Consider the following 24,954-nt stretch of genomic DNA (forward strand, 5'->3'; position numbering starts at 1 on the left):
AAAAAGGAAGTGATGATTGTGCCGGAATTACCAGAAGTTGAAACGGTCCGGCGCACTCTGACCGGTCTTGTGAAGGGGAAAACGATTGAATCGGCGCATATCAGATGGCCGAATATCATCAAAAAACCCGCCGAGCCGGAGGAATTCGCGCGGCAGATTGCAGGAGAAACGATCCGATCCATCGGAAGAAGAGGAAAGTTTTTGCTTTTCCATCTGGATCATTATGTCATGGTGTCCCACCTTCGGATGGAGGGGAAATACGGTCTTCATCAGGCCGATGAGCCTGACGATAAACATGTGCACGTCGTGTTTCACATGACGGACGGAACACAGCTCCGCTACCGGGATGTCCGGAAATTCGGCACGATGCATTTGTTTGCGCCGGGAGAGGAACAGAATGCATTACCGCTTTCACAGCTCGGGCCCGAACCCGATGATGAAGCATTTACCGCTGCTTATTTAAAAGAGCGGCTTGCAAAAACGAACCGCGCGGTGAAAACAGCCCTGCTCGACCAAAAAGCGGTCGTCGGCCTCGGCAATATTTATGTCGATGAAGCTTTATTCCGGGCGCGTATTCATCCTGAGACAAAAGCGAACAGTCTGTCAGACGGGCAGATAAAAACGCTTCATACAGAAATTAAAGACACCCTTCAGGAAGCGATTGACGCGGGCGGGAGCACCGTCCGGTCTTATATCAATTCTCAAGGGGAGATCGGAATGTTTCAGCTCAAACATTACGTATACGGCAAAAAGGATGAACCGTGCAAAACGTGCGGCACGATGATTTCTAAAATCGTGGTCGGCGGAAGAGGGACGCATTTTTGCGCCCGCTGCCAAAAAAAATCATAAACTGAAGCGATTCAAGCAGGCGGCAGCAGAATGACTTTTTTCTAACACAGTTGATGACCTTTCTCCATATATATATTGTGATTCACCCAATAGGCATATGTCACAATTGCCGATCAAGAGAAAGGGAGAAACGGATATGGAGATTGTTTCTTTGCTGCTTTTGGCTTTTGCTGTCAGCTTGGACAGTTTTTCAGTCGGGTTTACGTATGGTTTGAGAAAAATGAAAATCCCGTTCAAAGCGATTGCCGTGATCGCTTGCTGTTCAGCCTCTGTGATGTTTATATCCATGCTGATCGGCCATTTTCTGACAAAGATTTTTCCCGTATCCGTCACGGAAAAACTGGGCGGGCTGATCTTAATCGGAATCGGGGCATGGGTCATCTGGCAATTTTTCAAACCGGCTAAAGAGCCTGATTACTTATTGCATGAAAAAACGTTACTTAATCTTGAAGTGAAATCGCTCGGCATCGTGATTCACATTTTGAAAAAACCGACCAGCGCCGATATTGATCAATCCGGAACCATTAACGGAGTCGAGGCGCTTCTGCTCGGTATCGCCTTATCCATTGACGCGTTTGGCGCCGGGCTGGGAGCGGCCATTCTCGGCTTTTCTCCGGTTATGATGAGCGTGACTGTCGGGCTGATGAGCTCGCTGTTTGTTTCACTCGGCATAAACGCGGGGCATTTGCTCTCAAGATGGAATTGGATAGATAAAATGACATTTTTGCCGGGAGTCCTGCTGATTATCATCGGGATTTGGAAAATGTAAGAAGGAGTGGGCTTTTTGAGCTTGGTCATCGGTTTAACGGGAGGCATCGCAAGCGGCAAAAGCACGGTAGCGCGTATGCTGATCGACAAAAAAATAACAGTCATTGATGCGGATGTCATCGCAAAACAGGCGGTGGACAAAGGGATGCCGGCTTACGGACAAATTGTGGAGGCATTCGGAAAAGACATCCTGCTGGAAAATGGCGGTATTGACAGAAAAAAACTCGGTTCTATCGTTTTTACTGACGAACAGAAGCGTCTGAAGCTGAATCAGATCGTTCATCCGGCGGTGCGTGCGGAAATGCTGAAACAGCGGGATGAAGCCGTTGCACGAAAAGAGCAGTTCGTCGTTTTGGATATACCGCTTTTGTATGAAAGCGGGCTTGATTATCTTGTCGGCAAGGTGCTCGTCGTCACCGTACCGGCAGACATTCAGCTCAAACGGCTGATGGAGCGGAATTCCCTTACAGAAGAAGAAGCGATGAGCCGGATAACGTCGCAAATGCCTTTAGCGGACAAAACAAAAAAAGCTGACGCCGTCATTGATAACAGCGGCAGTCTTGAACATACAAAGCACCAGCTTGAGGAAGTATTGAGCGGCTGGGCATAAACAAACACCGTTCGGAAAGCCGAACGGTGTTTTTCTGGTTAAAAATCAAAATTGTCAGGGTCAGGACCGACACGGAGATTTTCGTTCAGATCATCAATCCGCTTCATATCGTCAGCTGACAGTTCGAAATCAAAGACATTTGCATTTTCTTCAATACGGTGTTTTTTAGTTGATTTCGGAATGGTGATAACACCGTTTTGCAAATCCCAGCGCAAAATCACTTGAGCGGCTGATTTGCCGTACTTCTTTGCGATCTCTTGTAAGACGGGGTGATCAAGCAGCTGCCCTTGCATCAATGGCGACCACGCTTCTAGCTGAATGCCTTGTTCAGTACAGAAAGCAAGCAGTTCTTTCTGTGTCAGACGCGGGTGGTACTCCACCTGGTTGATCATCGGCTTGATTTCCGTTTCTTTCATGAGATGTTTCAGATGGTGAATTTGGAAATTGCTGACCCCGATCGCCTTAATGCGTCCATCCCGGTAAAGGGTTTCGAGCGCCCGCCACGCATCGATGTACTTTCCTTCGACAGGCCAATGGATCAAATATAAATCCAAATAATCTAAACCGAGTTTTTCTAAGCTTGTGTCAAACGCTTTTAACGTTTCTTCATATCCTAAATCGGCATTCCATACTTTTGACGTGACAAAAATGTCTTCACGTTTTAATCCCGCTTCTTGCAGCCCTTGGCGGATGCCTTCGCCGACACCTTCTTCATTTCCGTAAATCGCGGCGGTATCAACGCTGCGATAGCCGTGCACCAATGCCGTTTTCACCGCGTTGACGAGTTCCGCGCCTTCCTCTACTTTGAAAACTCCGATGCCGAACCAAGGCATCTCTACTCCGTTATGCAATGTTGATTTTGCTTGTAAATGTGTTGTCATGTATATATTCCTCCTATTAGTTGTCTGTTGAAACAATCAAAATGCGCTGAAGAAAAACTCACCTCCTTTCAAGGGCAGTGCGATCCCGCTTTTCAAGCTTCCTGCTCCATCCGGTTAATACGACCGCGCTGAGCACCATCAGCGCCCCGATCCAAGCGGTATGAATGATTCCGATTGAGTCTGTAATGATTCCGCCGGCAAACGAGCCGATCGCGATTCCGGCATTGAATGCCGCGATATTTAAGGCTGATGCTGTATCAACGGCGCTTGGCGCAAAACGTTCACTCAGCATCACGACATATACCTGAAGCCCCGGCACATTCATAAACGCCAACAGCCCCATGAAAATAATGGTGATCAGCCCGGCTGTTTTAAACGGCGCGGTAAAAGTCAGAACAAACAGCACAGCAGCCTGGACAATGAACATATAAAACAAGGCTTTCAGCGGATTTCGGTTTGATAAACGGCCGCCAATCATGTTTCCGATGGCAATCGCAATTCCGTAAATGAGCAGGATGGCCGCGACGGTTTCTTTCTGAAAACCGGTTACCTCCTGAAGAAGCGGAGATAAATACGTAAACACGACAAACGTTCCGCCGTAGCCTAACGCCGTAATAATAAATAAAAGCAATAACCGCCCGTTTGTGACGAGTTTGACCTGCTCGGAAAATGCGGTTTTCGTCCCTTTGCGCAAATGCGACGGAACGAGAAGCGCGTTTGTGAGGAATGCGATGATTCCTACCGCCACAATGACGGCAAATGCGATTCTCCATCCGAATTGCTGGCCGAGATAGGTGCCGAACGGAACGCCGGTCACCGTAGCCACCGTCAGCCCCGTAAACATAATGGAAATCGCGCTTGCTCTTTTATGCTCCGGCACGATATTGGCGGCGATTGTTGCCCCGATTGACATGAAAATGCCGTGGGAAAACGCCGAAATAACCCGTGCCGCCAGTAAGACGCCGATTGAGGACGCACTTGCCGCGAGTGTATTTCCGGCGATAAAAATTAACATCACCCAGAGCAGCAGCGTTTTCCGTGACATGCCGGATGTGAGAGATGTTAAAACCGGCGCGCCGAATGTCACGCCCAGAGCATACATGGAAACGGTAAGCCCCGCCGTTGTCACAGGTATATGCAGATCTTGAGATATAAGCGGCAGCAGCCCGACGCTGATAAATTCGGTTGTGCCGATCGCAAAAGCGCTGACGGCTAATGCCAGCAGCGCTGGTAAATAGCTTTGGCGATGTGAAGACATCTGTTTTCCTCCTTGAACGATAATGTATGGTTGAAATGATGCCGGGTAAACGATATAAGTATAAGAGTACATTCCTTTTCAGCCGGCAAATGTCATTATGATCGATAGAAGTGTCATTGAAAAGAACGTACTTTTAAGTGCCATAGGCACTTTTTAGTTCCTATAGATGAGGAGGAATTACCGTTGCTGAAGAAAAAATACAATATATCCGTAGAGGCGGCGCTTGAAGTGATCGGCGGAAAATGGAAGTGTGTGATCCTCTGCCACCTCATGCGCGGGAAAAAACGGACAAGCGAATTGAAGCGGCTTATGCCGGACATCACCCAGAAGATGCTGACACAGCAATTGCGGGAGCTGGAAGCTGACGGCGTCATCAACCGGATCGTGTACAATCAGGTGCCGCCGAAAGTGGAATACGAGCTGAGTGAATACGGGCACAGTCTGGAAAGAATTTTAAACGCGCTGTGCGACTGGGGCGCGATGCATATTGCTAAACGGTACGGCGAGGTGTCTTCCGTTTTAGAGGACAGCATTTTAAATGACAAATTTAAAGAACCGGGACAAATATAAGAAAAAAGCAGGCAGCCTGAGACGCTGATCCTGCTTTTTTTATGGAAGAAAGATCATTTTATATGCAAAAAAACCGATTGAACAACATATTGATCGGTATAAGGGTGGATTTTTATCAAGTTGTACTGGCGGATTTCTTTTAATGTGTTATACTATATATAAATAAAGGTAAATTAGAGTGGCATATTAAAAAGGGGTGACCTGAGCATGAAGGTAAAAGTAGCAATCAACGGGTTTGGAAGAATCGGAAGAATGGTGTTCAGAAAAGCAATGGAAGATGATCAAATTCAAATAACAGCCATTAATGCAAGCTATCCCCCGGAAACGCTTGCTCATTTGATAAAGTATGACACAATTCACGGCAAATACGATCAAGAAGTTGAGACCTCCGACGACAGTCTGATCGTCAACGGAAAACATATTATGCTGTTCAATCGCCGGGACCCGAGAGAGCTTCCGTGGAAAGAATGCGGAATAGACATCGTCGTAGAGGCAACGGGGAAATTTAATTCAAAAGAAAAAGCAATGAGCCATATTGAAGCAGGGGCGAAAAAAGTTATTTTAACGGCTCCGGGCAAAAATGAAGACGTTACCATTGTCATGGGAGTAAATGAAGAGCAGTTCAATCCCGATGAACATGTCATTATTTCAAATGCATCCTGCACGACAAACTGTCTTGCGCCGGTCGTCAAAGTGCTTGATCAGGAATTCGGGATTGAAAGCGGCCTGATGACGACTGTTCACGCTTACACGAATGATCAAAAAAATATCGACAATCCGCATAAAGATCTGCGGAGGGCGAGAGCGTGCGGAGAATCCATCATTCCGACTTCTACAGGCGCCGCCAAAGCGCTGTCGCTCGTGCTGCCTCATTTGAAAGGAAAACTTCACGGTCTCGCTTTGCGTGTTCCCGTTCCGAATGTGTCATTAGTGGACCTTGTCTGCGATCTGAAAACAGATGTGTCGGCCGAGCAAGTGAACGCCGCTTTCCAAAGAGCCGCAAAAACGTCGATGTACGGAATTCTTGATTATTCGGATGAGCCGCTCGTTTCTTCGGATTATAATACGAATTCACACTCTGCGATCATTGACGGACTGACAACGATAGTGATGGAAGACCGAAAAGTAAAGGTGCTCGCCTGGTATGACAATGAATGGGGATATTCCTGCCGGGTCGTTGATCTTATCCGTCACGTCGCCGCGCGAATGAAACACCCGTCAGCTGTGTAGACTAAAGATCATGGACATTTGTTAGAAAAAAACCCTTAACGGCATATTCGCAAAAAACACACCTTGCAAAATAAACTTAAACACAGTATACTATCTTTCGTGAACTTCTTGCTCGTGACTGCTTCGGAATTACTTAAAGGGTTAGGACCTCTCCGGACTAACTTTCCCCCGTGGTAAATGGCCGGGTCAGTTCTCGGAAATTCACTTTTTTAATTCTTGTTAAGGGGGGTCCATGATTATGGAAACAATGGGGCGTCACGTCATCTCCGAGCTGTGGGGATGCGATTTTGATAAGCTCAATGACATGGATTTTATTGAAAAAACGTTTGTAAATGCTGCTTTGAAATCAGGAGCTGAGGTGCGCGAGGTCGCATTTCACAAATTTGCACCGCAAGGCGTAAGCGGAGTCGTTATTATCTCTGAGTCACATTTAACGATTCACAGTTTTCCTGAACACGGATATGCAAGCATTGATGTTTATACTTGTGGAGACCTGGATCCTAATGTGGCTGCGGATTACATTGCGGACGCATTACATGCAGATACAAGAGAAAACATTGAAATACCGAGAGGAATGGGGCCTGTACAGATTAAACAGGCACAAGTGAAAGTACTGTAATTTTCAAAACGCAAACACAAGGGAGCTAAGCTGAAAAAGCCATTACGCGCTTTGAAGCTGATGCTCCTTTTCTAATGTAAAAAAACAGCATTGCTTTTTCTTTAAGCATTTTTTTTGTAAAATAGAAAAGATAAGGCCGGTCTATCGGCTCTCCCAACAAATAGGCTCATCCTAGAAACGTTGGCGGGCATTTACCGGAAGCTTGCGAACCGCATTACAGCAACGAAACAGATGGGAGCTGATCCAATTTGAAATGTCCTTCATGCCAGCATAACGGTTCCCGCGTACTTGATTCACGGCCTGCGGACGAAGGGAAATCAATCCGCAGAAGGCGGGAATGCGAAGCCTGCCATTACCGCTTCACTACATTTGAGAAGTTTGAAGAGATGCCTCTGATCGTCGTGAAAAAAGAAGGCGTCCGGGAAGAATTCAGCCGTGAAAAAATGCTGCGCGGGTTAATTAAAGCTTGTGAAAAAAGGCCCGTTCCTTTAAAAACATTGGAAGACATGTGCTTTGACATTGAAAAAGAGCTGAGAAACCAAGGTGTATCTGAAGTCAAAAGCGAACTTGTCGGAGAAATGGTAATGGACCGTCTGGCGAAAATCGATGAGGTGTCTTATGTCCGCTTTGCCTCCGTCTACCGGCAGTTTAAGGATATAAACGTGTTTATCGATGAATTGAAAGATTTAATAAAGAAAGAACGCTGAGAGAGCTAAGAGATTGTGTCTGGCTCTTTTCTCATGAGCAAAATTGGCATTTGATAGATCGCAGAAACGGTGTAAAATGAGAGTAGAAACATATCGGAAGGTTTGAGAATCATGGCTGACTATTGGAATGACGTATTGCCTGTAGATCCTTATACGGTCAAAAGCCGTTCGCTTCTTCAGGATGTCGACAGACAGGTTTTGACACATCTGTACCAGCCGCTGATCGGTTCTTTTGCATTCTCCCTTTATATGACCTTATGGGGGGAGCTTGAGCAGAACCGCTTGTGGGGAGCGGAATCCACGCACAGGCAGCTGATGGGCATGATGCAGTCAAATTTAAAAAAGATTCATCATGAACAGGGAAAGCTTGAAGGAATCGGGCTGCTGAAAGTGTATATCCGGGAGTCCGAGCAAAAAGAGCGGATGTTTATTTATGAGCTGCTGCCCCCGCTCAGACCGAATGATTTTTTTGAAGACGGCATGCTGAATGTCTTTCTTTATAACAGAGTCGGTAAAACGAAATACCAGCAGCTGAGACAATTTTACACGCACCCTTCCGTCGGCGTGGGCGCAAGGGAAATTACCCGTCCGTTTAATCACGCTTTTGCCTCTTTTCAGCCGAGTGAATGGAAAATGACGCCTGATATGGAAGAGGCGATGAAGCTCCCCGAGGACTATGAGACGGCGTCTGTCGGACAAGCGCCTTCCTATACGGTGACGGAGGAAGTGTTTGATTTTGAGCTTTTCATGGCGGGACTGTCAGAAACGATGATACCGCGCAAATCAATCACGCAGGACGTGCGGGAGAGCATTAAAAAGCTTTCATATTTATACGGAATAGATCCTATCTCCATGCAGCACGTCGTCATGACCGCAATTAATGAACAGGATACGATAACGGCCGAAGCGCTGAGGAAAGCGGCCAGCGACTGGTATCAAATTGAAAGAAGCGGGAAGCTTCCGGAACTGATTGATAAAACACAGCCTGTCACCTTGAGAGAAAACCGGACGGAAAAGGACGATTCATTGAACGGCGAACTCATCGCACAGCTTGAGACCATATCACCGAGAAAGCTTCTTCAGGACATTGCCGACGGGACCGAGCCGTCAAAAGCCGACTTGCAGATTATCGCCGATATTATGTTCGAACAAAAGCTTGAGCCCGGCGTCACCAATGTGCTGATTTATTATGTCATGCTGAAAACGGATATGAAGCTGTCCAAAAACTATATCCAAAAAATCGCCGCCCACTGGGCCAGAAAGAAAGTCAAAACGGTACGGGAAGCAATGAAGCTCGCAATAGAAGAGCACAGGCAATATCTTGATTGGGCGGACGGCAAAACAAACGGCGCGGCGCGCGGCAAAAAAACCGTCCGGGAAGAAAAGCGCCCTGATTGGATGAAAGAAGAAGAAACCGGGAAGAAACAAGAACAGCCGGCTCTTTCCGCGCAGGATCTTGAAGAACAAAAGAAAAAAATGATGGAAGAAATGAAAAAACTGAAAAAATACTCTGCCTATTGAGACAGAGAAGCGGGGTGATATTGAATGGAACCGATCAGCCGATCCTTAGAAGGCGTGACGAAAAGACCTGACTTTCAAAAACGCCTGGAACGAATGCAGCAGCAAGTCATGGCCGACGAAGACGTCCAGGCTTTTTTGAAGGAACAGAAAGATGTAATCAATCAAAGCATGATTGACAGAGGGTTAAATAAACTGTACGAATTCGTTCAGCAAAGCAAACAGTGCGCCTTCTGTTCGAAAGACAGCCGGACGAACAGCCTGCTTGAAGGCTATCATCCGAAGCTTGTGATCAACGGGCGTTCCATTGATATTGAATATTACGAATGTCCGGAAAAGAGAAAGCTCGACCGCCAGAAAAGGCAAAAGTCCCTGATGAAGAGCATGTATATCCAGCAGGATCTTCTCGGCGCGACGTTTCAGCAGATCGACATTACCGATCCGAGCAGAGTCGGCATCTTCCAGCATGTGACGGATTTTCTGAAGAGCTATAATGAAACGGGAAAAGGCAAAGGGCTGTATCTGTACGGAAAATTCGGAATCGGAAAGACATTTATTTTAGCCGCCATTGCCAACGAGCTGGCGGAAAAAGAGTATTCATCAATGATCGTATATGTTCCCGAATTTGTCAGAGAGCTGAAAAACTCTCTCCAGGATCAGTCGTTGGAGGCGAAACTGAATATGGTGAAAACGACGCCCGTACTGATGCTTGATGATATCGGAGCGGAGTCAATGACAAGCTGGGTCAGGGATGAAGTCATCGGCACCGTGCTTCAGCACAGAATGAGCCAGCAGCTTCCCACTTTCTTCTCGTCTAATTTTTCACCAGACGAGCTGAAGCATCATTTTACGTATTCACAGCGGGGAGAAAAGGAAGAAGTAAAAGCGGCAAGACTGATGGAGCGGATTTTATATTTGGCTTCGCCCGTCCGTCTTGACGGGGAAAACCGCCGCCGTTCATGATGCCGGCGTCCAATGGGAAGGATTTGAGGGAATGAGGAATAAGAAGGCTGTCACTTGGGCTGCGGCTGCGGCGGGAGCGGGCCTTTTACTGTGGGCAAACCGCAAATATCTGAATCTGTCGCCTAAGGAGATCCGGCTGTGGGTATTATCGTTCGGTGTTTTTGCGCCGCTTGTGTTTATCGGAATTTCCATTGTCAGGCCTTTTGTGCTGTTTCCCGTATCAATCGTTTCCGTCGCCGGAGGATTGGCGTTCGGGCCGTTTTTCGGCACCATGTATACGCTGGCGGGCTCAATGGGCGCTGCCGCCGCGTCTTTTTTTGCGGCGGGGCTGTTTGCCTTTAATGAGAAAAGCCGTCATGGAAAAATGGAAGCCATTCAAAAGCAGATGAAAACCAATGGCTTCTTTTATATTTTTATCCTGCGCATTCTGCCTGTTAACTTTGATGTGATCAGCTATGCCGCGGGCCTATCGAAAGTCAGGCCGATGACGTATTTTTTGGCGACCGCAGCGGGCATTATTCCGGGGACGATCGTCCTGAATGTGCTCGGCGCGAGCTTTATGTCCGGCAATGTGCTGACCGTACTCGGCGTGATGTGTCTTTACATCGTATTTTTATCGCTTCCCGTTATATTTAAAAAGAAGGTGCGCCATTTGTTCGGCGGTGAAAGCTAACCTTTACGTCTATTTTAAAAACATCCCCCATATACTTGTAACAGATGCCGTAAGGGGGGACAAATATGCTTGAAGTGATCTTTGAAGATGACCACGATACCGCCGCTTTTTTACATCTCATTCAGCAATCGGACGACCGGAGACATTTTATTGTCCGTGAAGGCATAAAAAAAGTCGGAATCGCAAGGTCTGAAACGGCTTTTTGCGTTCAGCGCTTTATTGAGCCGATACTTGTCAGGTTTTTTTTGGAATGCAAAGAAGACGAGCATATGCTTTCGCTTATTGAGGACGCATACTGCTTCACCGATCAGGATGAACAGCAGCAAATCCTTCAGCTTGCACACAGCATTATGGAAGGAGAGCTTGAGGATCATCCGTTCGAGCCGAAGAAAGAGCCGCGCACACAGTTTATTTCAGATGCGCTCCGGACGATTTCACTTGATGCGGGTGTTTTTTCCGTGCGTTCGTTTCAGACGTTCCGGCTCGGCAGGTATTATGAGCGGCTCAGAGAATACGCGGAGGCTGCGATAGATGAATATCGGATGGAACAGGAATATCAAAACTTTATCCAGTCTCTGAGAGATTATGTGACAACCAATCCGCCGCGGATGAAGAAAGTCCGCATCGTACATGACCGGGCTTTTACGCTGTGGGAGCTGCGCTATTTGTCAGAACGGGAACAGAAAAAATACATAGACAGACGGTTTGTGCGGGAGCACCCGATGTATATAGATTCCCATCTCCTTGCGCCGCTGATCTCCATTGCGCCTGAGACGGTAGAACTGTATACGGACAAACCGGAGCATATGATGTCCAGAACGATTCAAAACGTGTTTCAGGAGAGGGTGCGCCTTTTTCCGCTGAGCGCGTTTGCAGCCGAGAAGACGGAAGGATAGCCGCACGGACGGCCTTGTGTAAGCGGCAGGGCTGTCTGTGCGAAATCAGACGGAAAACCGAGTTGCATTTTTCTCGCAGACATTTTATAATACATAAAAGATTAATGATTGCTACACGTATTGATAAGGACATGAAGCATTGATACCGGCTTTATAAGAGAGGAGAGCCCAGGCTGAAAGCTTTCCAGCTATGGATCATTGTCTTTACCGCCTTTGAACTTCAGCTGTGAACGCCGGAAGAAGCGCCAGTAATAGCTGACGGGAACTCCCGTTACAGAGTTTAGAGCCGCAGGTGCCGAAACAATCGGCCGTGCGGAAAAAAGGGTGGAACCACGATTCCGTTTATTTAACCTCGTCCCTTTCATAGGGGGCGGGGTTTTTGATTTGCATAAAAAAAGGAGTGACGAAGATGTCAGATATGATCAACATCACATTTCCGGACGGAGCGGTAAAGGAATTTCCGAAAGGAACAACAACAGAAGATATCGCGGCATCCATCAGTCCGGGATTAAAGAAAAAGTCTTTAGCCGGAAAACTGAACGGACAGGAAATTGATTTAAGAACGCCGATTCAAGAGGATGGTGCCGTAGAAATCATTACAGAAGGTACAGAAGAAGGCTTGAACATCATGCGGCACAGCACGGCGCATTTATTGGCCCAGGCGATTAAACGCATTTATAAAGATGTGAAATTCGGTGTCGGCCCCGTCATTGAAAACGGGTTCTATTATGACGTTGAAATGGAGCAGGCGCTGACGCCGGATGACCTTCCGAAGATTGAAAAAGAAATGAAACGCATCGTCGGTGAAAATCTCCCGATTATCCGAAAAGAAGTGAGCCGTGATGAAGCAAAAGCCATGTTTGCGGAAATCGGCGATAATCTGAAGCTTGAACTGCTGGATGCCATCCCAGAAGACGAAACGGTCTCCATTTATGAGCAGGGCGAATTTTTTGACCTGTGCCGCGGCGTGCACGTGCCGTCTACAGGCAAAATTAAAGAATTTAAGCTGCTGAGCCTTGCGGGCGCATACTGGCGCGGCGACAGCAAAAACCAAATGCTTCAGCGCATTTACGGCACGGCCTTCTTTAAAAAGGATGACTTGAAAGAGCATTTGCGGATGCTTGAAGAAGCGAAAGAGCGCGACCACCGAAAACTGGGCAAAGAATTAAAATTGTTCGCCAACTCTCAAAAAGTCGGACAAGGCCTGCCGCTCTGGCTGCCGAAAGGCGCAACCATCCGCCGCGTGATCGAGCGCTACATTGTGGATAAAGAGCTGAGCCTCGGTTATGAGCACGTCTATACGCCTGTTCTCGGAAGCAAAGACCTGTACGAAACATCAGGGCACTGGGAACATTATCAGGAGGGCATGTTCCCGCCGATGGAAATGGACAATGAAACACTCGTGCTCCGTCCGATGAACTGTCCTCACCATATGATGATTTACAAACAGGACATTCACAGCTACCGCGAGCTTCCGATCCGCATCGCAGAGCTGGGAACGATGCATCGTTATGAAATGTCCGGGGCGCTTTCAGGTCTTCAGCGCGTACGCGGCATGACTTTAAATGACGCGCACATTTTCGTCCGCCCTGACCAGATTAAAGAAGAATTCATCCGCACGGTCCGTTTGATTCAAGACGTATACGAAGACTTCGGCCTGAGTGATTACACATTCCGCCTGTCTTACCGCGATCCTGAAGACACGGAAAAATATTTTGATGATGATGAGATGTGGAACAAAGCGCAATCCATGCTGAAGGCGGCAATGGATGAGATGGGGCACGACTATTATGAAGCGGAAGGCGAAGCGGCGTTTTACGGCCCTAAGCTTGACGTGCAGGTGAAAACGGCGATCGGCAAAGAAGAGACATTGTCAACTGTACAGCTTGACTTCCTTCTTCCGGAACGCTTTGATCTCACTTACGTCGGAGAAGACGGCAAACAGCACCGCCCTGTCGTTATTCACCGCGGCGTCGTGTCAACGATGGAGCGTTTCGTTGCTTTCTTAATCGAAGAGCACAAAGGCGCCCTTCCGACATGGCTTGCGCCGGTGCAGTTCCAAGTCATTCCTGTATCACCGTCCGTGCATCTTGATTATGCGAAAAAAGTGCAGGAGCGCCTGCAGCGTGAAGGTCTGCGTGTCGAGCTTGACAGCCGGGACGAAAAAATCGGCTATAAAATCCGTGAAGCGCAAATGCAAAAAATCCCGTACATGCTTGTGGTCGGTGACCAAGAAGCGGAAAACGGCGCGGTAAACGTCCGGAAATACGGCGAGCAGAAATCAGAAACCGTCTCATTGGACGATTTTGTGAAAAAGGCTGTAGCCGAAGCGAAAAAATAACCGGAAATACAAAAAACCCCGTTCATTCAGAATGGGGTTTTTTTGCGTATAACATTATCTTTCTTTTTGTTTCTCTATAATCGCAAACAGCTCGTGAAGATCGCTGATCACGTAATCAGGTGCAATGTCCGTATCATTTTTCTTTTGCGTCCGGTTTACCCAGACTGTCGTAATGCCTGCCCGTTTCGCTCCCAATATATCAGTATTGAGGTTATCTCCGACCATAATGGCGTCTTCTTTTTTCAGGTTCAGGAGGCCGAGGCAATGTTCGAATATGGAGGCGTCGGGTTTCCCTTTTCCGAAAGCGCCTGAGATGACGATTTCATTAAAATAAGGCGCGAGCTCAGGAACGCCGGCGAGTTTTTCTTTCTGCAGGCTGGGGTCGCCGTTTGTCAGCAGAAGCAATTCATAAACACCTTTCAGCTTATCAAGCACCGCAAACGTTTCATCATACACGTACGGACGCTGTCTGCGTTCCGCCGCGAAAAACTCCGCCAAATATTCGCCGTAAGCCGCATCGTCTATACCGACGCTTTTTAAGCCGTTCGTCCAGGCGTTTCGTCTGTATTCCGGCGCAATCCGATTCAGCTGTTTAAACCCTTCGCTGACCGGCTCGGAAAAATTCGCCCACAATCCTTCAAACGGATTAATGCCGATCATGACCGTATAAGGATAGGTTTCGTATGACATATACAATTCCCGTGCCGCTTTCCGAACCGCCTCTTCAAATGTATGCGGGTCAAGGCCATATTTTTTTTCCGCTTGTAAACATGTTTCCCTGAATGTTGTTCTGACGCTTTTTTCATCCCATAACAGTGTATCGTCCAAATCAAAAAATACGGCTTTCATGATCTTCTCCTCTTTGTTATATTCTGAAACTCTCTGCCGCAAGGCTCCCGTTTATTCTACAATAGATATATAGACTGTGAAAGATTTGTTTTCAGATGATTTGAAAAAAACAGGCAGGTTTGTGTCAGATTCTGTCTCAGGCTCTAAAACGTGATAAAATAAAATTTGAAAGAACAGGTGAAAAGTATGCTGCATTTGATCATCATGATGCTGGAAAGAGTCGGAATTATCGTCATATTGGGATTTGTTCTGGCTCATACCAGATTGTTCAGACAGGCGCTCCAGCAGCCTGAGAGCTATAAAGGCAAAGCGGTGCTGATTTCAATTTTCTCGCTGTTCAGTATCATCAGCAACTATACGGGAATAGAAATTCAGCGGAATACAATCATGAATAATGACTGGGTGTTTCAAATTAATCCGTCCGGTTCAATTGCCAATACAAGAATTATGGGCGTTGAAATCGGCGGACTCTTAGGCGGCCCGTATGTGGGAATCGGCGTCGGCATACTGGCCGGCCTGCATCGTTTATCACTCGGCGGCGCGACCGCAGTCAGCTGTGCCGTCTCATCCGTTTTAGCGGGCATTTTGTCCGGCTGGATCGGACGGTATTTCAGAAAACGCTATGCGATGCCGACACCGCGGGTGGCCGCGCTTGTCGGACTCGGGATGGAATCGCTGCAAATGCTGCTCATCCTCTTGATGGCCAAGCCGTTTTCTGATGCTTGGACGCTTGTGAGCATCATCGGCATCCCGATGATATTGGTAAACGGGTCAGGGACTTTTATTTTTCTTTCGATCATTCAGTCGATTATCCGGAAGGAAGAACGGGCGAGAGCCCTTGAAACCCACAGGGTGCTGATGATTGCCGATCAGACGCTTCCGTTTTTCCGCCAGGGGCTGAATGAAAGCTCATGCAAAAGCGTCGCCGCCATCATCCACAGGCAAACAGGAACGGACGCGGTATCGCTTACGGATAACGAAAAGATTTTGGCGCACGTCGGCGCGGGTGCCGACCATCATATTCCGTCTGAAAGCCTGATCACCGGATTGTCAAAACGCGTCATTAAAACGGGTCATATTATGAAAGCGACATCAAAGGCAGAAATTGAATGCACGCACGATCCCTGTCCGCTGCATGCGGCGATTGTATTGCCGCTGACGTCAAACGGCAAAACGATCGGGACGCTGAAAATGTACTTTAAAAGCCCGTCAGGTTTAAGCCGGGTTGAAGAAGAGCTTGCAGAAGGACTCGCCATGCTGTTTTCCACCCAGCTTGAACTCGGTGAGGCGGAACTGCAGAGCAAATTGCTGAAAGACGCAGAAATAAAGGCGCTTCAGGCACAGGTCAATCCGCATTTTCTGTTTAATGCGATCAATACGATTTCTGCTCTTTGCCGTACGGATGTGGAAAAAACCCGAAAGCTTCTGCTGCAGCTCAGCGTCTATTTCCGTTCCAATCTGCAGGGGGCAAGGCAGCTGCTCATCCCGCTTTCTAAAGAACTGAACCATCTGCAGGCATATTTATCATTGGAGCAGGCCCGTTTTCCCGGGAAATATAAAATCAGCCTTGAGATCGAACGCGGTTTGGAGGACATCGAAATTCCTCCTTTTGTGCTGCAGATCCTCGTCGAAAATGCGCTCCGCCATGCATTTTCAAGAAAGCAGGACAGCTGTGCCGTCAATGTCAGCGTGGTATCCGCCGGTCAATCGGTTTTAATGCGGGTTGGAGATAACGGGCGGGGAATTGATCCGGAATTGCTGTCCGTGCTCGGAAACCGTCCGCTCCCGTCTAAAGAAGGGACGGGAACCGCGCTTTACAATTTAAATCAGCGGCTGATCGGGCTGTTCGGCCCCAAAGCAGCCCTGCGATTGGAAAGTGAGGCCGGCAAAGGTACGGACGTATCATTTGAGCTGCCTTTGAAACTGATGACTAAAGGAGAAGAACATGCTGAAGGTGTTAATCGTTGATGATGAAATGCTGGCAAGAGATGAATTAGCTTATTTGCTGAAACGGACGAATGAAGTAAGTGACATAAACGAAGCAGAAAATATTGAATCCGCTTTTGACAGTATGATGGATCAAAAACCGGATCTGCTGTTTTTGGACGTTGATTTGTCAGGAGAAAACGGATTTGACATTGCCAAACGGCTGAAAAACATGAAAAATCCGCCGGCCGTCGTTTTTGCGACGGCGTATGACCAATTTGCTTTAAAAGCCTTTGAAGTCGACGCGCTCGATTATTTAACGAAGCCTTTTGATGAAGAAAGAGTGCGCCAGACGATCAGAAAGTTTAAAAGAGTGAAGCAGGACAGGGCAGGAGGCGTCTCAGAGCAGCCGTCCGCAGCCGGAGCGCATAAACTGGCTGTATCAGCCGGTGAATCTATTGTCATTTTAGATACGAAGGACATTATTTTCGCCGGCATGGAGGACGGACACGTTTCTGTCAAAACGTTTGCCGCTTCTTATTCCGTTCATGAAACTTTGGCGGTCATTGAGAAAAAACTGCCTGAGACGGGTTTCTTGAGAGTGCACCGCGCGTTCATCGTGAATACGGAGCATATTACGGAAATTCATCCTTGGTTTAATTCGACGTACAATCTTATCTTAAAAGACGGCTCTAAAATTCCCGTCAGCCGTACATACGCCAAGGACTTAAAAAAGCTGCTTCATATTATATGAGGCGGCTTTTGCATTTCAGCAGCCGTTTTTTGCATTTCAGAATGAATATTCAGCCGTTTATTATGAAAGCGCTTTAAAAATCGATTTCTCTTTTATAATGGACCTAACAAAGAGAAAGAGGTGAAGAAAATGAGTGCGAAAAAAGTGTACGGATTTCTGACACAAGCATTTATTTTTGCCGTAATTATGCTCATATCTAATGGGATTGCAGCGATTGTCCCCATTCCTATACCCGCTTCCGTAGTAGGTTTGGTGTTATTATTTGTCCTCTTATGCCTGAAAGTGATTAAGCTTGAACAAGTAGAAACGCTGGGAACATCATTAACGTCACTGATCGGATTTTTATTTGTCCCGTCGGGCATCTCCGTGATGAATTCACTTGGCGTCATGCAGCAGTACGGCGTGCAGATCGCACTCGTCATCTTACTCGCCACCATCATTCTGTTAGGGGCCACAGGCCTTTTTTCTCAGCTGATCTTGTCTGTCAGCCAAAAACGTCAGAAGACTGCTCCTGAAAAACAAACGGTGCGCCGTTCCAATCAGGAAAAAGAACTTGTGCAGCATTAGGAGGGAAATCGGATGAGTCCATATTTCGGTATTGTCGTTTCACTTGCGGCCTTTGGCATCGGCACGTATTTATTTAAAAAAACGAGAGGCTTTTTCCTCTTCACCCCGCTGTTTGTCGCGATGGTGCTTGGAATCCTTTTTCTGAAGCTCGGCGGTTTTTCATATGAAGATTATAAAAGCGGGGGAGACATTATTAAATTCTTCCTGGAGCCCGCAACGATCGCTTTTGCCATCCCTTTATACAAACAGCGTGACAAACTGAAAAAATACTGGTGGCAGATCATGTCTTCTATCATTGTCGGCTCTATCTGCTCAGTGACGATTGTCTATTTGATCGCAAAAGGCATTCATCTTGACGCGGCCGTTATGAAAAGCATGCTTCCGCAGGCGGCGACAACGGCAATTGCCCTTCCGCTGTCAAAAGGAATCGGCGGCATCACCGATATCACCGCTTTCGCCGTCATTTTCAACGCCGTTATCGTCTATGCTCTGGGCGCTCTATTCTTAAAACTGTTTAAAGTAAAGCACCCAATCTCTAAAGGACTGGCTCTCGGCACATCAGGACACGCACTCGGTGTTGCGGTCGGTATTGAGATGGGGGAAGTAGAAGCGGCAATGGCAAGTATCGCGGTTGTCGTCGTGGGAGTGGTGACGGTGCTGGTCATTCCGGTATTCGTTCAGCTCATCGGAGGATAAACCCGGGTCATAGACCCGGGTTTTTTATTGTCCGGCAGCATCTGCGGGCGGCAAAGAACGAAATTTCACATTTTTCCTTGCGCTCGCCCCGGCATCGTGTTAAAATGAAAAAGTTGATCCGGAGAAGTCATTCTTGACTAATGATCCGGTATTGTGTAGAATAGTTATTGAATTGAATATAAATCACAAGCAGAGGCACCCGCTTCTCACCTGATTGACACATTCATGTAGTTGGCAGGTTGACCGTACATTTTTATTTATGCAGATGTTCGTAGTGTGGGTGTGTTGTCATGCCCGCACTTTTTGTTTGCCTGCAGAATGCAGTCAAAAAGCGTTGTGAATCAATTCGAAGAAACTATGGAGGTGGCTCATTATTAGCAAAGATCAATTGGTTAATGAGGGTATCCGTGCACGTGAAGTTCGTCTGATCGGACAAAATGGCGATCAGCTCGGCATCAAGTCCCGTCAGGAAGCACTTGAAATCGCCGGCCGCGCAAATCTTGACCTTGTGTTAGTTGCAGCAAATGCAAAACCGCCTGTCTGCCGCATCATGGACTACGGTAAGTTCAGATTCGAGCAGCAGAAAAAGGACAAAGAAGCACGCAAAAATCAAAAAATCATTAACTTAAAAGAAGTTAGATTAAGTCCGACGATCGATGAGCATGACTTTAACACGAAATTGCGCAATGCGATTAAATTCCTTGAAAAAGGCGATAAAGTGAAAGCTTCTATCCGCTTTAAAGGGCGCGCAATCACTCATAAAGAAATCGGCCAGCGCGTATTGGACCGTTTCTCTGAAGCATGTGCGGAAGTTGCGACAGTCGAAACAAAACCAAAAATGGACGGCCGCAGCATGTTCTTAATGCTCGCGCCGAAAAACGAAAAGCAATAAGGAGGAAATCCCATGCCAAAAATGAAAACTCACCGCGGATCTGCTAAACGTTTTAAAAAGACAGGTTCTGGGAAGTTAAAACGTTCTCATGCATACACAAGTCACTTATTCGCCAACAAATCCCAAAAGCAAAAGCGTAAGCTTCGCAAGGGTGCTATTGTAAGCGCAGGAGACTTCAAACGCATCAAACAACAGCTTGCTAACATCAAGTAATCGGACAAGGAACAATTAGGAGGGAAATATAATGCCAAGAGTAAAAGGCGGAACTGTGTCGCGTCAGCGTCGTAAAAAGGTTCTTAAATTAGCAAAAGGTTATTTCGGTTCAAAACATAGATTATACAAAGTAGCAAACCAGCAGGTCATGAAATCAGGAAACTATGCATTCCGTGACCGCCGTCAGAAAAAACGTGATTTCCGTAAGCTTTGGATCACTCGTATCAACGCTGCTGCACGTATGAACGGTCTTTCTTACAGCCGTTTAATGCACGGTCTTAAGCTTTCAGGCATCGAAGTAAACCGCAAAATGCTTGCTGATCTTGCTGTAAACGATCTTACTGCTTTCAATCAGCTTGCTGATGCTGCTAAAGCTCAGTTAGACAAGTAAGTTGAAAAAGCCGCTCTCTTTCCGGGAGCGGTTTTTTTACGTAAAGGGTGACAATCAATGGCTCTCTTCATTTACGCCGTATTGATAAACGGATACGGCTTTTGGATCATGGGCGCTGATAAAAGAAGAGCAAAGGCACACCGGTGGAGAATATCAGAGAAACGAATATGGCTCACAGCCGCCATGTTCGGCTCACTCGGCGTATGGATCGGCATGCGCACCTTCAGGCATAAGACGAAACACAAATCCTTTTTATACGGGGTGCCGCTGCTTTTTCTCACTGAAGCCGCCCTTGTGCTGATGTATTTGATGTATAAAACATAAAAAGCAGGAGAGCTTATCGCTCGCCTGCTTTTTTCGCTTTTTTGATGGGCTGGTCCCAATCAATCTTGCAATTCGGATACCGCTCCAATACCTTTTTTTCGACTTCTTCAAAATCACCTGCAGAAAAGCGGTTCAGCTTTTCCGGATTTTCGGTCCATACAAATATCGTATGAATAAACAGCGGATGATCTTTGGAAGGGATATGCTTTTCTCCTTCAAAGAGCACTCCTTTATAAGTAAGCTGGAGATTTTTTCGCGTGTTTTTCTGTTCGTCAATAAAATAAAAATTCTCTTTTGATTGTGCCAGTCTGAGCCTTCTTTTCGGGTTTGCGTAAAATTTGACGCACATGTAAATAAAATAAATAAGAAGTGCAAGCAAGACAATCCTCAATACTGTAATGGCCATATGTGTGAAGGCACCTCCTCACCTTTGTCATGATCTGATGTAATACGAAAAACAAAACAAAAGGTTTCATTTTTTTAAAAGAAATAGATAAAAACATTTACCCGTTTTTCAGGCGAATTAATCGTATGCTTCAGCATTGGTTTTGTATAATAAGAAGGGTAGTGAAAAAAAGGAGGTTTATTGATGACAAAATTAGATGAAACGCTCACCATGCTGAAAGCGTTAACGGATGCAAAAGGGATACCGGGAAATGAGAGAGAAGTAAGACAAGTGATGAAATCATACATAGAACCATTTGCCGATGACGTCACAACAGACCGGCTGGGAAGCTTAATCGCCAAAAAAACCGGCAAAGAAAACGGTCCGAAAATCATGATCTCAGGGCATTTAGACGAAGTCGGTTTTATGGTGACGCAAATCACTGATAAAGGCTTTCTCCGCTTTCAAACCGTCGGCGGCTGGTGGTCTCAGGTCATGCTGGCCCAGCGCGTCACCGTCGTGACAAAAAAAGGGGACATCACGGGGATCATCGGTTCGAAACCGCCTCACATTCTGCCTCCTGACGCCAGAAAAAAAGCCGCCGATATTAAAGAGATGTTCATCGATATTGGGGCGTCCAGCCGTGAAGAAGCAATGGAATGGGGCGTTCTTCCGGGTGACCAGATTGTGCCGTATTTTGAATTTACAGTGATGAACAATGAAAAGCATTTATTGGCGAAAGCATGGGACAACCGTATCGGCTGTGCGATTGCCATCGATGTATTAAAAAATCTGAAAAACAGTGATCACCCCAATGAAGTATACGGGGTCGGAACGGTTCAAGAAGAAGTCGGGCTGCGCGGGGCGAAAACAGCGGCACATACGATCCAGCCTGATATCGCGTTCGGTGTGGATGTCGGAATTGCCGGAGATACACCGGGAATTTCTGAAAAAGAGGCGCAAAGCAAAATCGGCGAAGGGCCGCAAATTATTCTGTATGACGCGTCAATGGTATCTCACAAAGGGCTGCGCGACCTTGTCGTGAACACGGCGGAAGAAGCGGGAATTCCGTATCAATTCGATTCCATTGCCGGAGGGGGCACGGATTCAGGTTCCATTCATTTAACCGCAAACGGAGTGCCGGCGCTGTCCATTACGATCGCGACGCGCTACATTCACACTCATGCCGCTATTTTGCATCGGGATGATTATGAGAATACGGTAAAATTGATTACAGAAGTGATTAAAAAATTAGACCGGGAAACAGTTGACCGTATTACTTACCAATAAAGATACGGAAGAATCTGCTTTTTTAAGCAGATTCTTTTTTTTGTCTGTACAAATATGAGCCCTGCGTCTACAATAAGAGAAGACATAGAAAAATCTGACAACATGTTTTTGAAAGCGCTTTAAAAAAGGGGAGGGTTTACAAATGAAAAACAGATTCAGACGCATGATCCGCTTTTCGTGCGCAGCCGTTACAGCCGGGCTGCTGCTGATGTCTTCATCTCCGGCATCTGCCGCGTTTTGGGGGGCATCAAATGAATTGCTGCACGATCCGACAATGGCGAAGGAAGGAAACACGTGGTACGCTTTCGGAACCGGTTTGGAAGGGGAGAGGGGGCTTCGCGTCTTAAAGGCGGGCAGCGGCGGCGTATGGACCGTTCAGAAATCAATCTTTACTTCCCCGCTGTCATGGTGGGGCAATTATGTGCCGAATTACGGGCTGAATCAATGGGCCCCCGATGTTCAATATTATAACGGAAAGTATTGGCTGTATTATGCCGTTTCTTCATTCGGCAAAAATACCTCCGCGATCGGTCTTGCATCATCTACAAGCCTCAGTTCGGGAAACTGGAAGGACGAAGGGCTCGTCATCCGTTCAACAAGCGCCGATAACTACAATGCAATTGATCCGGAGCTGACAATTGATAAAGACGGAAACCCTTGGCTTGCCTTCGGTTCTTTTTGGAGCGGCATTAAGCTGACAAAGCTTGATAAAAATACGATGAAACCGACGGGATCACTTTATTCCATCGCTGCCAGACCGAATAACAGCGGAGCTTTGGAAGCGCCGGCCATCACCTACCAGAACGGCTACTATTACTTAATGGTGTCGTTTGATAAATGCTGTTCAGGCGTGAATAGTACGTACAAAATCGCTTATGGAAGATCCAAAAGCATCACCGGCCCATATCTCGATAAAAGCGGGAAAAGCATGTCAGAAGGCGGAGGGACGATTCTTGACTCCGGCAATGACCGTTGGAAAGGCCCGGGCGGTCAAGACATTGTGAACGGGAATATTTTAGTGCGTCATGCGTATGATGCCGAAAACAGCGGAATTCCGAAGATGCTCATCAATGATATCGACTGGAGTTCAGGCTGGCCTTCCTATTAATTGATCAGCCGGGCATGTGTGTCCGGCTTTTTTACTTGCAATAAAAGATTGACAGGTTGATTCCTCCTTAACTATAATAAAGTTGTTCGTACAAATAAAAGGATAAAAGTTTTGTGGTTTATATTCGTACGTATACTTTTTAAAATGCAAGCGCTTTATTTTGATGGGAAGGGGAAATGAATGTGCTTCAGAACAAAGAATATGAATTTTGGTTTGTAACGGGAAGCCAGCACTTATACGGAGAGGAAACGCTGCAGCTTGTCGATAAACACGCAAAGGGAATATGTGACGGCCTCAGCGGGGTGTCATCAAGATACAAGATCAGGCATAAACCGGTTGTCACGTCATCTGAAACAATCAGAGAGGTTTTGCGGGAAGCGCAGTATCAAGAAAACTGTGCGGGGGTCGTGACGTGGATGCATACATTTTCCCCTGCGAAAATGTGGATTGAAGGTCTTTCCGCTTTTCAAAAGCCGATGCTTCATCTGCATACCCAGTATCATCGCGACATCCCGTGGGAAACGATTGATATGGACTTTATGAACAGCAACCAATCCGCTCACGGAGACCGGGAATACGGATATATCCAGTCAAGAATGGGGCAGACGAGAAAAGTCATCGCAGGCTATTGGAATGATGAGGAAGTCAAACATGACATTTCGCAATGGATGAACACGGCTGCCGCTTGGAATGAAAGCAGGAATATTAAAGTAGCCCGGTTCGGCGACAATATGCGGAATGTGGCGGTTACTGACGGAGACAAAGTCGGCGCCCACATCCAATTCGGCTGGCAGGTTGACGGCTACGGAATCGGCGATCTTACCGAGGTGATGAACAACGTCACCGACTCAGAAATTGAGGCGCTTTATGAGGAATACGACAAATTGTATGTCATCAGCGACGAAACAAAACGGGATGAGGCAAAAGTTTCTTCCATTAAAGAACAGGCGAAAATTGAACTCGGATTAACGGCCTTTCTCGAACGGGGCGGATATACAGCGTTTTCGACCTCCTTTGAAGTTTTGCACGGAATGAAGCAGCTTCCGGGTCTTGCCGTTCAGCGTCTTATGGAAAAAGGGTACGGATTTGCCGGCGAAGGCGATTGGAAAACGGCTGCCCTTGTGCGAATGATGAAAATAATGGCGGACGGAGAACAAACCTCCTTCATGGAAGATTATACGTACCATTTTGAACCGGGGCGTGCGATGATTCTCGGATCACATATGCTTGAAGTATGTCCGACGATCGCCCTTGATCAGCCGAAAATCGAAGTTCATCCTCTCTCAATCGGAGGGAAGGAAGATCCGGCCCGGTTGGTCTTTAACGGAATCGGCGGTTCAGCCATCATCGCCAGCATCATTGATATCGGCGGGCGATTCCGTCTCATTCTGAATGAAGCGGAAGGCAGGGAAATTGATCATGATATGCCGAATCTCCCTGTGGCGCGGGTGCTGTGGAAGCCGGAGCCATCGCTGAAAACAGCTGCGGAAGCATGGATTTTGGCGGGAGGCGCCCACCATACCTGTATGTCCTTCCGGCTTACGGCTGAACAGATGCTTGACTGGGCTGAGATGGCAGGCATTGAAAGCATCTTTATTTCCCGCAATACCGAAATACATGAGCTGAAAAAAGAGCTGAAATGGAATGACGTATTATACCGGCTGGGAGGGAATTGA

27 protein-coding genes and 1 other annotated feature are annotated in these 24,954 nt (G+C 47.0%); of the genes, 23 read left to right on the forward strand and 4 right to left on the reverse strand.

Annotation, left to right across the window (positions count from 1 at the left end; genetic code table 11):
- Positions 1-18 precede the first annotated feature (18 nt).
- The 3 genes from mutM to coaE all read left to right on the forward strand — a co-directional run bounded on the left by mutM (position 19) and on the right by coaE (position 2,227).
- A complete protein-coding gene (gene mutM / locus ACNFN4_RS00920; RefSeq protein WP_029973341.1) occupies positions 19-849 on the forward strand; it encodes a DNA-formamidopyrimidine glycosylase in 831 nt (276 codons plus the stop codon).
- Positions 850-985: 136 nt separating this feature from the next.
- Positions 986-1,618, forward strand: a complete 633-nt coding sequence (gene ytaF / locus ACNFN4_RS00925; RefSeq protein WP_003152461.1) for a sporulation membrane protein YtaF — start codon at positions 986-988, stop codon at positions 1,616-1,618.
- A 15-nt stretch (positions 1,619-1,633) separates the two neighbouring features.
- Positions 1,634-2,227 carry a dephospho-CoA kinase gene (gene coaE, locus ACNFN4_RS00930; protein WP_029973342.1) on the forward strand — a complete coding sequence of 198 codons (594 nt, stop codon included), beginning with the start codon at positions 1,634-1,636 and terminating at the stop codon, positions 2,225-2,227.
- Between the two features lie 38 nt (positions 2,228-2,265).
- On the opposite strand, the gene ACNFN4_RS00935 is transcribed toward coaE, so the two are convergent.
- Together ACNFN4_RS00935 and ACNFN4_RS00940 are read right to left on the reverse strand one after the other, a co-directional pair.
- Positions 2,266-3,108, reverse strand: coding sequence for an aldo/keto reductase (locus ACNFN4_RS00935; protein ID WP_021494429.1), 843 nt, complete (start codon positions 3,106-3,108; stop codon positions 2,266-2,268).
- A 58-nt stretch (positions 3,109-3,166) separates the two neighbouring features.
- Positions 3,167-4,366 carry an MFS transporter gene (locus ACNFN4_RS00940; protein ID WP_014305559.1) on the reverse strand — a complete coding sequence of 400 codons (1,200 nt, stop codon included), beginning with the start codon at positions 4,364-4,366 and terminating at the stop codon, positions 3,167-3,169.
- Positions 4,367-4,549: 183 nt separating this feature from the next.
- Here ACNFN4_RS00940 and ACNFN4_RS00945 point away from each other — a divergent pair, with 183 nt between their 5' ends.
- The 9 genes from ACNFN4_RS00945 (at position 4,550) to thrS (ending at position 13,883) form a co-directional block, all read left to right on the forward strand.
- Entirely contained in the window at positions 4,550-4,936 is a 387-nt protein-coding gene (locus ACNFN4_RS00945; protein ID WP_003152469.1) for a winged helix-turn-helix transcriptional regulator, read from the forward strand.
- Positions 4,937-5,143: 207 nt separating this feature from the next.
- Positions 5,144-6,166, forward strand: coding sequence for a glyceraldehyde-3-phosphate dehydrogenase (locus ACNFN4_RS00950; protein WP_014418609.1), 1,023 nt, complete (start codon positions 5,144-5,146; stop codon positions 6,164-6,166).
- A 238-nt stretch (positions 6,167-6,404) separates the two neighbouring features.
- A complete protein-coding gene (gene speD, locus ACNFN4_RS00955) occupies positions 6,405-6,785 on the forward strand; it encodes an adenosylmethionine decarboxylase (protein WP_448199942.1) in 381 nt (126 codons plus the stop codon).
- 248 nt (positions 6,786-7,033) lie between these two features.
- A complete protein-coding gene (gene nrdR / locus ACNFN4_RS00960) occupies positions 7,034-7,492 on the forward strand; it encodes a transcriptional regulator NrdR (RefSeq protein WP_003152473.1) in 459 nt (152 codons plus the stop codon).
- A gap of 111 nt (positions 7,493-7,603) precedes the next feature.
- Positions 7,604-9,013 carry a replication initiation and membrane attachment family protein gene (locus ACNFN4_RS00965; protein WP_154817593.1) on the forward strand — a complete coding sequence of 470 codons (1,410 nt, stop codon included), beginning with the start codon at positions 7,604-7,606 and terminating at the stop codon, positions 9,011-9,013.
- Positions 9,014-9,037: 24 nt separating this feature from the next.
- Positions 9,038-9,973, forward strand: a complete 936-nt coding sequence (gene dnaI, locus ACNFN4_RS00970; RefSeq protein ID WP_012118157.1) for a primosomal protein DnaI — start codon at positions 9,038-9,040, stop codon at positions 9,971-9,973.
- Positions 9,974-10,004: 31 nt separating this feature from the next.
- Complete coding sequence (locus ACNFN4_RS00975) at positions 10,005-10,646, forward strand: TVP38/TMEM64 family protein (RefSeq protein WP_094296137.1); 642 nt, start codon at positions 10,005-10,007, stop codon at positions 10,644-10,646.
- Between the two features lie 65 nt (positions 10,647-10,711).
- Positions 10,712-11,542 carry a putative sporulation protein YtxC gene (ytxC, locus tag ACNFN4_RS00980; protein WP_448199943.1) on the forward strand — a complete coding sequence of 277 codons (831 nt, stop codon included), beginning with the start codon at positions 10,712-10,714 and terminating at the stop codon, positions 11,540-11,542.
- 409 nt (positions 11,543-11,951) lie between these two features.
- Positions 11,952-13,883, forward strand: a complete 1,932-nt coding sequence (thrS, locus tag ACNFN4_RS00985; RefSeq protein ID WP_065181020.1) for a threonine--tRNA ligase — start codon at positions 11,952-11,954, stop codon at positions 13,881-13,883.
- 54 nt (positions 13,884-13,937) lie between these two features.
- On the opposite strand, the gene ACNFN4_RS00990 is transcribed toward thrS, so the two are convergent.
- On the reverse strand, positions 13,938-14,732 hold the full coding sequence (locus ACNFN4_RS00990) for an HAD family hydrolase (RefSeq protein WP_014418604.1): 795 nt from the start codon (positions 14,730-14,732) through the stop codon (positions 13,938-13,940).
- Positions 14,733-14,918: 186 nt separating this feature from the next.
- Here ACNFN4_RS00990 and ACNFN4_RS00995 point away from each other — a divergent pair, with 186 nt between their 5' ends.
- The 8 genes from ACNFN4_RS00995 (at position 14,919) to ACNFN4_RS01030 (ending at position 20,495) form a co-directional block, all read left to right on the forward strand.
- Positions 14,919-16,700 carry a sensor histidine kinase gene (locus ACNFN4_RS00995; protein ID WP_017418328.1) on the forward strand — a complete coding sequence of 594 codons (1,782 nt, stop codon included), beginning with the start codon at positions 14,919-14,921 and terminating at the stop codon, positions 16,698-16,700.
- The gene (locus ACNFN4_RS01000; RefSeq protein WP_094296073.1) at positions 16,678-17,412 is read left to right on the forward strand and encodes a LytR/AlgR family response regulator transcription factor; all 735 of its coding nucleotides are present in this window, start codon (positions 16,678-16,680) and stop codon (positions 17,410-17,412) included. Before ACNFN4_RS00995 ends, ACNFN4_RS01000 begins: the two co-directional genes overlap by 23 nt.
- A gap of 129 nt (positions 17,413-17,541) precedes the next feature.
- On the forward strand, positions 17,542-17,979 hold the full coding sequence (lrgA, locus tag ACNFN4_RS01005) for an antiholin-like murein hydrolase modulator LrgA (RefSeq protein WP_007613022.1): 438 nt from the start codon (positions 17,542-17,544) through the stop codon (positions 17,977-17,979).
- 12 nt (positions 17,980-17,991) lie between these two features.
- Positions 17,992-18,675, forward strand: a complete 684-nt coding sequence (gene lrgB, locus ACNFN4_RS01010; RefSeq protein WP_007408093.1) for an antiholin-like protein LrgB — start codon at positions 17,992-17,994, stop codon at positions 18,673-18,675.
- Between the two features lie 181 nt (positions 18,676-18,856).
- Positions 18,857-18,987 (forward strand) — a sequence feature (ribosomal protein L20 leader region).
- Between the two features lie 58 nt (positions 18,988-19,045).
- Positions 19,046-19,567 carry a translation initiation factor IF-3 gene (infC, locus tag ACNFN4_RS01015; RefSeq protein WP_071543361.1) on the forward strand — a complete coding sequence of 174 codons (522 nt, stop codon included), beginning with the start codon at positions 19,046-19,048 and terminating at the stop codon, positions 19,565-19,567.
- Between the two features lie 12 nt (positions 19,568-19,579).
- Positions 19,580-19,780, forward strand: coding sequence for a 50S ribosomal protein L35 (rpmI, locus tag ACNFN4_RS01020; protein WP_003152493.1), 201 nt, complete (start codon positions 19,580-19,582; stop codon positions 19,778-19,780).
- A gap of 31 nt (positions 19,781-19,811) precedes the next feature.
- Complete coding sequence (gene rplT / locus ACNFN4_RS01025) at positions 19,812-20,171, forward strand: 50S ribosomal protein L20 (protein WP_007613019.1); 360 nt, start codon at positions 19,812-19,814, stop codon at positions 20,169-20,171.
- A gap of 57 nt (positions 20,172-20,228) precedes the next feature.
- Positions 20,229-20,495, forward strand: coding sequence for a DUF1294 domain-containing protein (locus ACNFN4_RS01030; RefSeq protein WP_007613018.1), 267 nt, complete (start codon positions 20,229-20,231; stop codon positions 20,493-20,495).
- 13 nt (positions 20,496-20,508) lie between these two features.
- Here ACNFN4_RS01030 and ACNFN4_RS01035 read toward each other — a convergent pair whose 3' ends face one another.
- Complete coding sequence (locus tag ACNFN4_RS01035; protein ID WP_003152498.1) at positions 20,509-20,901, reverse strand: hypothetical protein; 393 nt, start codon at positions 20,899-20,901, stop codon at positions 20,509-20,511.
- A gap of 183 nt (positions 20,902-21,084) precedes the next feature.
- On the opposite strand from ACNFN4_RS01035, the gene ACNFN4_RS01040 reads away from it, so the two are divergent.
- The 3 genes from ACNFN4_RS01040 to araA all read left to right on the forward strand — a co-directional run bounded on the left by ACNFN4_RS01040 (position 21,085) and on the right by araA (position 24,954).
- Positions 21,085-22,170, forward strand: a complete 1,086-nt coding sequence (locus ACNFN4_RS01040; RefSeq protein WP_007408096.1) for a M42 family metallopeptidase — start codon at positions 21,085-21,087, stop codon at positions 22,168-22,170.
- 142 nt (positions 22,171-22,312) lie between these two features.
- Positions 22,313-23,278, forward strand: a complete 966-nt coding sequence (locus ACNFN4_RS01045; RefSeq protein WP_448199944.1) for a glycoside hydrolase family 43 protein — start codon at positions 22,313-22,315, stop codon at positions 23,276-23,278.
- A gap of 182 nt (positions 23,279-23,460) precedes the next feature.
- The gene (gene araA, locus ACNFN4_RS01050) at positions 23,461-24,954 is read left to right on the forward strand and encodes an L-arabinose isomerase (RefSeq protein WP_017418324.1); all 1,494 of its coding nucleotides are present in this window, start codon (positions 23,461-23,463) and stop codon (positions 24,952-24,954) included.

The sequence above is a fragment of the Bacillus sp. N1(2025) genome (assembly GCF_053470005.1).